Origin of the sequence: Klebsiella sp. D5A, assembly GCF_001620885.1 — a bacterium.
Lineage (GTDB): Bacteria > Pseudomonadota > Gammaproteobacteria > Enterobacterales > Enterobacteriaceae > Klebsiella > Klebsiella variicola.
This window is the reverse complement of record NZ_LOAR01000017.1, coordinates 101,102-109,472: the sequence shown is the minus strand read 5'-3', so window position 1 is coordinate 109,472 and position 8,371 is coordinate 101,102. Positions and strand designations below refer to the sequence as shown.

The window sequence follows — 8,371 nt, the reverse complement described above, 5'->3', positions numbered from 1 at the left end:
AAAGTTTCTTATTTCTGGCGTGTAAAAATAGACTTCAACGGGCAGTCCCGAAGCGCGAAAGGGGTCAGGGATTTGCTCCCCCCTACCCCTGGCTGCAGCTGCCTCTGTCGAGGTGGAGGTCGTCATTCCGGCTGCGCCGGCGGCGAATACGGTTCGCATTGGTGGGCCGGCGTATCTCAGACGTTCAAAGAACACCAGTTGTTATACCGGCGATCAGGATCCTGTCGCTGTAGCAGATCCTCCATCGGCCTGCAGTACGCTTTCTGGTAGCCGTTCATCTAATGGCTGGTTCTCGAACACCTTCATGCCAAACTGACCGATCCAGGTGCTGACTGAGTTGATGTTCCCTGCGATGAAGTCGGTCACCTCGGCGATCAATCCTTTAACGACGACATCCGTACTCTGACGCCAGTAATTCTCAATCGCGACCAGCAACGGATCGGAACCATTACTGACAGATTGTTCACCTACGCTATACGTTTTTTTCTTCGCGCTATCGGTGATACATCGCAGCTGGCTGGTCTGGACGGCCCCAGCCTCTGCAGCGATGACCTGCATCGTCAACGTAGCCACTTTGTTCCCGTCTGCATCAGCGCTGGATGCATAGAACATGGAAAGCGTCAGATCCGTGCGTTGATACATCATTGCTTACCTCCACGACGATGACGTGAACGGCGACCACCGGGAACCATTGTCTGTTGTTCCTGCACCAACTCCCCCTCTAAAGGCTCCTGATCCAGTACAGGTGATGAAACAGGGGCCGGAGCAATATCATGTGCAATCGTCAGTTTCAGCATTGGGCGGACGCCCTGGACATGCTCAAAATGGATGCCATGTACGGCTTCATTCATTCGTGACTGACCATCCGTCTCCAGAACGGTCAAAACACCATCAACGTATTCAATTTTGAAACTCTTCATCGGGTTCTCTCTGTTGCTGTTTTCTTGCTGTGGCAGGTCCAGCACAATGACTCCAGATTAAAGTCATCATCGGTACCGCCATGAGCTTTAGGAATGATGTGGTCGACACTTGAGGCTTTCGTGGCAATACCGTCTCGCCTGCAGTTCTGACAAAGGTATTTATCCCTCTTCATGATACGGGCCCGTTTAATTTCCCACGGTCGACCATAACCACGTTCCTGCCGAGTTTTTCCGGGCTGATAGTTACGCCAGCCATCACCAGCGTGTTGCTGCCTATGCATCTCACAGTATCCTCCGACATCATTGGTCACAGCCGTGCATCCTCTGTGCCGGCAAGGTCGTTTAGCTCGTGGCGGCATAAACATCCTCGAGCATGAGTTGAGGGAGAAGAGTTAAAGCGGCACTGTCGATGAGAAACTCTGAAACGGGCAGCGATGAGCATGACAATCCGTCACACTCAATCGCCACCAGCTTCTCGTCTACGTATGCAATTTTTAAGTTCTTCATCGCGTTACCTTTTGCGAATAAAAAAGCCCCGCAGATGCGAGGCTACTGGTTAAATATCAGGGTGTTACTGTGAAAGCTCAGAGTGTAAGGTTGCGGCTCAGCCTATCTGTGGTGGGACACAGTTAAATATTGTACTTGCAGAGGAATGGCTGATTAGCTCTGCTTAAGGAACTTTAAAATGGAAGAAGAAATTAAATATAACATCGAGGTGGATTGCTCAACTCTGGAGTCTGCAGCAAAAGAAATAAGAGCTCTCAAAGGTCTTCTGGCAACTATGTTTGTTTGCCTTGATCAGGATATGAAGAGTGTCGTAATACATCAACTTTCGCAGATTGATGATGAATACAACCAGAAAAACTTGGAGATGCTAAAGCAAATCCAACATATCCATAACCGACCTTAATAGCTATGGCAGACGGTTACAGGCTGTCTGCCGATCTATTATTTATTTCGATATCTTAATTGTAGTTCCGCAATCTTACAGCCCATAAAGTGTAGTAGTGCCTCAGCAGCATCTAACCGTTTGAATACCTCATCAATGTTTGGCTGCATACCTGAAGCGTATATCTTACCCTGCGTTTGAATGCTCCAAGCACTGACAGAGGTCAGGGTATTATCCGGTTTATAACACTCTGCAGAGGAAATTGCCGCTGAGACTACAAGCTCCTGCAGGTCTGGGCGATCATGTTCCACCACCAGAGATTCATCATTCGCATTGACATCATAAGATAAGGTAAACGGAGCGGTAGCCTTGCCTGATATAACCTTCTCGACCAGCACGCAACCAGACTGAATGACTTTAAATCTGACTTTGACCCCACAGACAATGCCATCATTAATCTGTTGAAGGTTTGTAATAGTGACTTTCAACGTTTTCAAGTTGCTTCTCCTCATTATCTCTTAAAAGGGATATCGTTTTTTTATCCCTTAGAGGGGATAGACGTTCGCACCGATTCGTAAATCCGCTCACAGGGCATTCCTGTTTCCCCTGATTGGTTTTGTCACATATTCTCGTCCAGGATGTCCTCAAGCCATGAAACCGGCTAAAAAAAAGGCCGCATAGATATGCGACCTTTGGTTAGTACCAGTTAGAAAACTAAAATCTCTCAGGAGCCACCCAAGAGAGGCTTTTCTGCTTTTTAACTGACCACTGCCGTTTCGGTGTTGGCTGGCAGTGATAACGTGATGATAGCTTCATTTAAGTTATCGATAGCATTTAAATATCGAAAGAGCTCATTGAACCAATCATTTTCAACTTGCCGGAACATTCAACCAGAGCAACAGGCTTCTATGCTGGTCTTTTGAGAGCAATTATCAGTTCGCCCTAACGAGGCTGGTAACTAACATATTATTCGATGGCTCCTTAGACAGTGACCCATAAATCTAATTGTTTAATGTACCATTGGATGGGCACACAAATAACCACACCATCCCCAAAGTTAACAGATTTGATAACACACCCTTGTGGCGGAAAAAATTCCGCACCAGTCTGGGGCCGGATCGAGCGCTCAATGCCGTAACGATAACCGCATGGTAGTTGTGGTAGTAAGTTTACTGTCATGAGTGGCTACTTAGTTTAGAGTGGTTTGAGATCCTATAGTGCATGACATCCCCTGAATTAGATACAAACATTTCGATGCTGAAAGCTTGAATGTCTTGTTTTCAGATTTTTTGTTCACTTAAGGCCACTTATTTCATGTGCTATGCTTGTTACTTACTCATCGCCCGATAGTACGCCTGCCAGCGATACTTATCCAAACGGAGCTGGCGCAGGCATTGAGCGGTTTCTACATCAGACTGTAAATCTTCATCGCTGTCATTCCCTGCGTCACTTGCTTTGCACGGCGGACTCATCAAATCCGGGGATGGAGTTGGCAGCATCGATGGCGCGCTGACGCAACTGCACAGCAGCATCATCAAACCTACACACAGTACGATTCGGAGACTGAACATATTTCACCACGTCGCGGGTTATTGTTTTGTAGATGACCTTACCCGCTTCGTTAGCAGTCGCGGCCTTTTCCTCTACAGGCTTAATGGCATTCTCGGCCTTCTCTCTCTTCTTCGCAGCCTGAGCATTGATGTGATCAGCGTGGGAACTCCATCCCATACGCCATGAAATGGCACAGGACATTAGCAGGATTGCTATTGCGATGATAACGGCGGTTAAGCGACTCATCTTTGCTCCCATAAACACACTTCACGCTCAATTTCCCTCCGGGTAATAAGTCCTTTCCACTGCTTACCTTTGGCATAGGTCCAGCGGCGCAGCTGATCACACGCACCTTTCTGGTCACCCTGGTTGATTTTGCGAAGCAGAGTAGAGGTCTGGAAGTTCCCGGCTCCGACGTTATAGGCGAATGAGTACAGAGCCCCACGCATTGTTTCTGGGATCGGTTTTTTGATGTAAGGGTTGATCTGCCAGGCGACGGTATTCAGGTCTTTATTTAGTAGCGCCCGACACTCTGCCTCGGTATAGGTTTTGCCGAGCATGATGTCTTTACCTGCGTGGCCGTAGCAAACCGTCCAGACACCTACCACATCCTGATAAGGGGAGTATCGCACTCCCTCAAGCCCATCATTACCCATCGGGCCAGTGATGAGTGCAGAGGCAATCGCCAGGGCCCCGCCGCCCACCGCCGCAAGAACAGTTTTACGTAGTGTCGGAGACATTATTCACCTCGAGCAGCTTTTCGCCGGTCTTCTTTAATTTTGAAGTACAGATTCGTCAGGTATGTCAGCAAGCCAAATACCAGACTTCCCAGAACACCAATAGCGGCCCACTGGGATGGGGATACTTTGTCGAGCAATTGCAACATCCAGAACCCCGCGTTACCTGCGGACGTTCCGTAGGCAATACCTGTTGTTAGCTTGTCCATTCGATACATACTCCACCTCCGGATTAACGGGGTGCTTTGTGCGTGTAGGGGGTCAGGCCCATCGGGCTGATTTAACAACGAGCCGTATCGATGATGATTCCCGTGAGCCTGAAATAAGAAAGGCCACGCAAAGCGCAGCCTTCAAATGATGTTTACCTTTTCTTTCTGAAGCGCCCTATTGATGGCGTAAAAAAGCCCGCCAGAAGGCGGGCAGAAAGTAGGCATTCTAGGTAGTAACGAAACGAAGGCACTCCTAATAGTCCGAGCTACCGATTTACCAGGAAGCATTCACTTTTGCCGTTACGTTCTATAAACATAGAAGGGCAACCGCAAAAGTAAACCTGCCATAAATCTTAAATAAGTTTAGTGGCAGTGTGGTGCCGGGTGCCTCCCGGTGAGCATGCCCCAGTCGGCATGGCCCGCGCTGCATTTACAGGTGTCTGTAACTGACTGGTCGCCCCTCCGCATAGGGGGATTCACCACCTCAATAATTTATGATGCAAACATTCAAAGTGTCAATATCTGACCATACTGCCAGCGCCTCTGCCATAATATAAGCCAACAACGCCCACTTAAATTGTATGCATTCTAATACTTAAAGCTATTGCGAAGCCCTGACTCAATGTAGCACTCACTGATATCAGGTAAATACGAGGTAAGTAAAATGCTATCTACTGATAACCAAAGAATTTCAGAGATTTTTGAACGTTTGGCAGAAATAGCAGCTAAAACTGCTGAATTAACAAGCAATCCTAATCTATCCCCTGCTCAAAAGCAGGCAGCATGTGACAGTTACTTTAGCGAACATGATCAGTTAACAACCGAAGCCCTAGAGATCTTCAAAAAAATCACTAAAAATCCTCGGTGAATGCTGAAGCATGTGAGATTGCGTATGCAATACGACGATATGACAGGGGTATTGATGCAGCGCATCTCGCGAATACCCCTGTCATATCGCCGGAAAGCAAAAACCCCGCACGGGCGGGGTCTTCGTTATATTCAGATTGTCGCTTTTTGTCGCTGCCGAGTGGCGCAGCTCTGCCAAGCATGAAGGAATTATCTAACTTTCTGGCCCATTTTCAATACCAAAAAGGCAACATAGCACTTTTTGCTAATCCGCATGAATCGCCTTATGAACAGAAAGGAAAGCTTTTGCTCTGAATATTTCAAGACACCAGCGCACTCTTTTCCGGGCCTCACTGTCTGTTAACCATGGCGCCACCAACTGTATTTCCCGTGTTATGTCTGAGATTTTTTTGCGGGTGGTGTAATAGTTAACGCCAACGAGATAAACAGGATCACCCGTTTCAAATATCGCCAGTACACATCGTTCAACAAATTCAACATCATCCTCAGTGATCGCAGCGTCAATGGCGACAGTTGCAGGTTTCGGCCACAAAATGGCATGCGCCCTGCTTAGTGCCTGCCGCCCGCGATAGCCTTCACTCCTTGCCTGCTCGATTGCTGCCGTAAAGCGCTCTAATGCTCTATCTGACCAGTGATCACCCTTCATACCTCGCCAGCATGAATGTCCTGATGGTTTGCGCGGGGCCGCACCTCCTCTCATACCTTCTCCCCATACAGTAAGCAGAGATTTTATCCAGGCGGACTGAATGCCATTAAGGGGAGTGAATCGGCCCAGCCAGCTTTTGCGCGGGGCGGCGGCCACTGTTTCTAATCCTGCACGGTGTAGACGGCGTTGACGTGGTGTCATTCTGTTCTTCTCCTTACTACGCCAGAACGCCGAGCGCGTATGCCCGGTCCAGCAATTTAATAATTAATACCGGCTGGGTGCCGTATTCACGCTCAAAAGCGGCAGGGTCATGGTGCAAAGCGCGGTGGTGCTTGCGGCATAATGGGATCGTAAAAATATCGTGTGCCTTGGTGCCTACGCCGCCCTGCCCCCAGCCAATAAGATGATGTGCATCATCTGCAGGCTGCCCACAGCACATACACGGCTGTTTTTTAACCCATGAGATAAAGTCAGCTGATAACCATCGGCTCCGCTTAGGTCTCGCGAATAGTGTCGCCGGAGCAACAGGATCGACGTTCACAGGAACCAGAGGCTTGCCCGGCGTTGTTATTGCCGTTGGCTTGATTGTTTTTTCGAGACGGGGAGAAAGAATACTGGTGGCCGGTACCGACGGAATAATCTCACTCTCCCTGTAAACCGATTTAATGCCATCGTCTTTAATACGCAGGGATCGGCGCGCCATTTCTTCTGTAATTTCATCGCCAATACCGGCGCCTACCGCCCACCAGCATAGCTCCGCCAGTGACAATGAGCGCTGAGCGTCCAGACCAAGCGCGATGCGGGCAGTGTCGATTACCCAGTCAGCGTTGTTAACACCTACCAGTTGATCGAGGGTTTGTTCCGTTTGGTTTTTCAGCTCATTATCACAGTGCCAGCATGCGATTATTACACCCGTCGCATGGCGAAACGGGACGAACTCATGGTGATGGTAATCGGAATGTGTCCACTGACAGTTTTTAACCTGCCTACGCAACCATGACTCGAGGGCACTAACCCCACCAGCTGCAGTGATAACTGCCTTCTTCATGAAAAAAGGTCTGATCCCCATATCATCCCGCAACGGCTGCCGGGCATCAGGAAGACGTCCACTGGGTATCTTTTTCATGCTTGCCGGCGGCATTTCAACAAGAACTCGGCCGGCACCGAATAACGGCATTAATTCACTACCCGGCTTAAGCAGCACAATTCCAAGATGGCGTGCAATATCCACGTTAAGCAAAGCTCGCATCAGTCCCTCCACATCTTCTGTATGTAGGTCCTGTCAATCCGTGGCGGCTTCTTCGATTCCGGCAACAGCACGCGGATCTCCCACGATGCAAAGTCTCTGGACAAGCTTTTCTCAACCACACAGTTATTTTTACGGTATCGCTCCACCAGCTCTGTAGCCTCAGCCTCTGAAAGTTGCTCGTGTAAAAACCAACTTTTCTTCATGGCTGATCACCGAACAGTCGCAAAAACTCAATCGCTCTTTCACGCGCACCGGGTTCTTCAGCGATCATTTCCTGCAGCAGCTGCACGGCGAGCACAGGCTCCTTTCGCCCGACGATGGAAATTCCTCTGGAGACACGGCGAGAGAGTTTTATAAAATTTTTTCTCTCTAACGCACGCAGATGCAACAGGACAGCATTAGACGAGCTAACGCCGAGCATATCGGCCAGCTCAGATAGCGTAGGTGGGTAGCCATGCTGATTGATGTAGGCCACCAGCAGATCGAAAACTTCCTGCTGTCGAAAAGTTAGTTTTGAAGACGAAAGCAAACCGGCGCTCGATGAAGGAGCACCAGTCTGATGGAATTTTGATATTTCGGGGGTTTGCGTCATGGTTTATCTCCGCGACGCAGCAGGTATAGGTTGTTCAGGCCTATGAAAGGAGTGTAACAGAATTCTTGCAAACGCGATAACCAGCACGCTCAAGCATCTGCGTAAAGAGTGTCGGTGTTCCTATAATATCATCATCCTGTAACGGCATGAATGACACCTCATCACCGCGTCTGTACATGAGCGCGCGCCCAGATTCCGGAAATGAGTGCAGTCTTGCAACAATAGCCCCATCGTGACACCGAATAACCGCGTAGCCCTTACTTGGTAATTCCTGTTTATGTTTCACCAATCCTCCCCTTCACACTGGAAAGTCCTTGCAAGCTGTATCAAATAAACCAGTCGTCTGCACTTTCCCAAGTCTGCAAGAGGATTTCCTCAATCGTGTTCTTAACCTCTTTTTTACCACCGTAAACAGTAAACCCTTCAGTGCCTGTACGGCGTATAACCAGACTGTACTCGCCGAATTGATTCTGGAACCCACTCAGTAATTGTTGTTCCATCACCTGAACTGAGACTTTAGAGATTTTTTTAGTATAATCAATGCTTAACTTAACTTTCATAGACGCCTCCATCGCTTAAGCTGTATGTATATACAGTACACCTATACTTGTGATTGATCAATGGTTTAACAGCACGAATTGTTAAGTAATGGAGGTATATCCTCCCTGTAGGTACATATAAAATAAGTGGAATTACCATCAAGGCAAGGGG

At 48.5% G+C, this 8,371-nt stretch carries 14 protein-coding genes; 2 read left to right on the top strand and 12 right to left on the bottom strand.

Annotated elements, in window-relative coordinates; genetic code table 11:
- Positions 1 to 213: 213 nt before the first annotated feature.
- The 4 genes from AS136_RS21935 to AS136_RS28855 are packed head-to-tail and all read right to left on the bottom strand — an operon-like array spanning position 214 to position 1,427.
- A complete protein-coding gene (locus AS136_RS21935) occupies positions 214 to 645 on the bottom strand; it encodes a hypothetical protein (protein WP_023289184.1) in 432 nt (143 codons plus the stop codon).
- Positions 642 to 965 (bottom strand): hypothetical protein, encoded by a 324-nt coding sequence (locus AS136_RS21930; RefSeq protein ID WP_063266988.1) that lies wholly within the window; start codon positions 963 to 965, stop codon positions 642 to 644. Before AS136_RS21930 ends, AS136_RS21935 begins: the two co-directional genes overlap by 4 nt.
- Entirely contained in the window at positions 917 to 1,279 is a 363-nt protein-coding gene (locus AS136_RS27320; protein ID WP_032428746.1) for an HNH endonuclease, read from the bottom strand. Before AS136_RS27320 ends, AS136_RS21930 begins: the two co-directional genes overlap by 49 nt.
- Positions 1,263 to 1,427 (bottom strand): hypothetical protein, encoded by a 165-nt coding sequence (locus AS136_RS28855; protein WP_162924227.1) that lies wholly within the window; start codon positions 1,425 to 1,427, stop codon positions 1,263 to 1,265. Before AS136_RS28855 ends, AS136_RS27320 begins: the two co-directional genes overlap by 17 nt.
- A gap of 178 nt (positions 1,428 to 1,605) precedes the next feature.
- On the opposite strand from AS136_RS28855, the gene AS136_RS21925 reads away from it, so the two are divergent.
- The gene (locus tag AS136_RS21925) at positions 1,606 to 1,830 is read left to right on the top strand and encodes a hypothetical protein (RefSeq protein ID WP_023289182.1); all 225 of its coding nucleotides are present in this window, start codon (positions 1,606 to 1,608) and stop codon (positions 1,828 to 1,830) included.
- Positions 1,831 to 1,868: 38 nt separating this feature from the next.
- Here AS136_RS21925 and AS136_RS21920 read toward each other — a convergent pair whose 3' ends face one another.
- The 4 genes from AS136_RS21920 to AS136_RS21905 form a co-directional block, all read right to left on the bottom strand.
- Entirely contained in the window at positions 1,869 to 2,306 is a 438-nt protein-coding gene (locus AS136_RS21920) for a hypothetical protein (RefSeq protein ID WP_049115059.1), read from the bottom strand.
- Positions 2,307 to 3,255: 949 nt separating this feature from the next.
- Positions 3,256 to 3,606, bottom strand: coding sequence for a hypothetical protein (locus tag AS136_RS21915; RefSeq protein ID WP_016160650.1), 351 nt, complete (start codon positions 3,604 to 3,606; stop codon positions 3,256 to 3,258).
- Positions 3,603 to 4,100: a lysozyme gene (locus AS136_RS21910; RefSeq protein ID WP_023317653.1), complete on the bottom strand. Its 498-nt coding sequence runs from the start codon at positions 4,098 to 4,100 to the stop codon at positions 3,603 to 3,605. The genes AS136_RS21915 and AS136_RS21910 overlap by 4 nt, the downstream gene beginning before the upstream one ends.
- Positions 4,100 to 4,315 (bottom strand): class II holin family protein, encoded by a 216-nt coding sequence (locus AS136_RS21905; protein ID WP_016160648.1) that lies wholly within the window; start codon positions 4,313 to 4,315, stop codon positions 4,100 to 4,102. Before AS136_RS21905 ends, AS136_RS21910 begins: the two co-directional genes overlap by 1 nt.
- Positions 4,316 to 4,970: 655 nt before the next feature.
- On the opposite strand from AS136_RS21905, the gene AS136_RS28290 reads away from it, so the two are divergent.
- Positions 4,971 to 5,174, top strand: a complete 204-nt coding sequence (locus tag AS136_RS28290) for a hypothetical protein (protein WP_128316005.1) — start codon at positions 4,971 to 4,973, stop codon at positions 5,172 to 5,174.
- Between the two features lie 243 nt (positions 5,175 to 5,417).
- Here the strand turns inward: AS136_RS28290 and AS136_RS21900 are convergent, their stop codons facing one another.
- The 4 genes from AS136_RS21900 to AS136_RS21880 all read right to left on the bottom strand — a co-directional run bounded on the left by AS136_RS21900 (position 5,418) and on the right by AS136_RS21880 (position 8,220).
- Positions 5,418 to 6,020 (bottom strand): hypothetical protein, encoded by a 603-nt coding sequence (locus tag AS136_RS21900; protein ID WP_023342896.1) that lies wholly within the window; start codon positions 6,018 to 6,020, stop codon positions 5,418 to 5,420.
- 16 nt (positions 6,021 to 6,036) lie between these two features.
- The gene (locus AS136_RS21895) at positions 6,037 to 7,068 is read right to left on the bottom strand and encodes a DUF968 domain-containing protein (RefSeq protein ID WP_063266987.1); all 1,032 of its coding nucleotides are present in this window, start codon (positions 7,066 to 7,068) and stop codon (positions 6,037 to 6,039) included.
- A gap of 199 nt (positions 7,069 to 7,267) precedes the next feature.
- Entirely contained in the window at positions 7,268 to 7,660 is a 393-nt protein-coding gene (locus AS136_RS21885) for a LexA family protein (protein ID WP_063266986.1), read from the bottom strand.
- A 326-nt stretch (positions 7,661 to 7,986) separates the two neighbouring features.
- Complete coding sequence (locus AS136_RS21880) at positions 7,987 to 8,220, bottom strand: DinI-like family protein (protein WP_063266985.1); 234 nt, start codon at positions 8,218 to 8,220, stop codon at positions 7,987 to 7,989.
- Positions 8,221 to 8,371: the final 151 nt, after the last annotated feature.

Excerpts from the sequence above, each read along its gene's own strand:
- AS136_RS21935 (WP_023289184.1), bottom strand. The coding sequence starts at position 645 with ATGATGTATCAACGCACGGATCTGACGCTTTCCATGTTCTATGCATCC.
- AS136_RS27320 (WP_032428746.1), bottom strand. The coding sequence starts at position 1,279 with ATGCCGCCACGAGCTAAACGACCTTGCCGGCACAGAGGATGCACGGCT.
- AS136_RS28855 (WP_162924227.1), bottom strand. The coding sequence starts at position 1,427 with ATGAAGAACTTAAAAATTGCATACGTAGACGAGAAGCTGGTGGCGATT.
- AS136_RS21925 (WP_023289182.1), top strand. The coding sequence starts at position 1,606 with ATGGAAGAAGAAATTAAATATAACATCGAGGTGGATTGCTCAACTCTG.
- AS136_RS21915 (WP_016160650.1), bottom strand. The coding sequence starts at position 3,606 with ATGAGTCGCTTAACCGCCGTTATCATCGCAATAGCAATCCTGCTAATG.
- AS136_RS21910 (WP_023317653.1), bottom strand. The coding sequence starts at position 4,100 with ATGTCTCCGACACTACGTAAAACTGTTCTTGCGGCGGTGGGCGGCGGG.
- AS136_RS21905 (WP_016160648.1), bottom strand. The coding sequence starts at position 4,315 with ATGTATCGAATGGACAAGCTAACAACAGGTATTGCCTACGGAACGTCC.
- AS136_RS28290 (WP_128316005.1), top strand. The coding sequence starts at position 4,971 with ATGCTATCTACTGATAACCAAAGAATTTCAGAGATTTTTGAACGTTTG.
- AS136_RS21900 (WP_023342896.1), bottom strand. The coding sequence starts at position 6,020 with ATGACACCACGTCAACGCCGTCTACACCGTGCAGGATTAGAAACAGTG.
- AS136_RS21895 (WP_063266987.1), bottom strand. The coding sequence starts at position 7,068 with ATGCGAGCTTTGCTTAACGTGGATATTGCACGCCATCTTGGAATTGTG.
- AS136_RS21885 (WP_063266986.1), bottom strand. The coding sequence starts at position 7,660 with ATGACGCAAACCCCCGAAATATCAAAATTCCATCAGACTGGTGCTCCT.
- AS136_RS21880 (WP_063266985.1), bottom strand. The coding sequence starts at position 8,220 with ATGAAAGTTAAGTTAAGCATTGATTATACTAAAAAAATCTCTAAAGTC.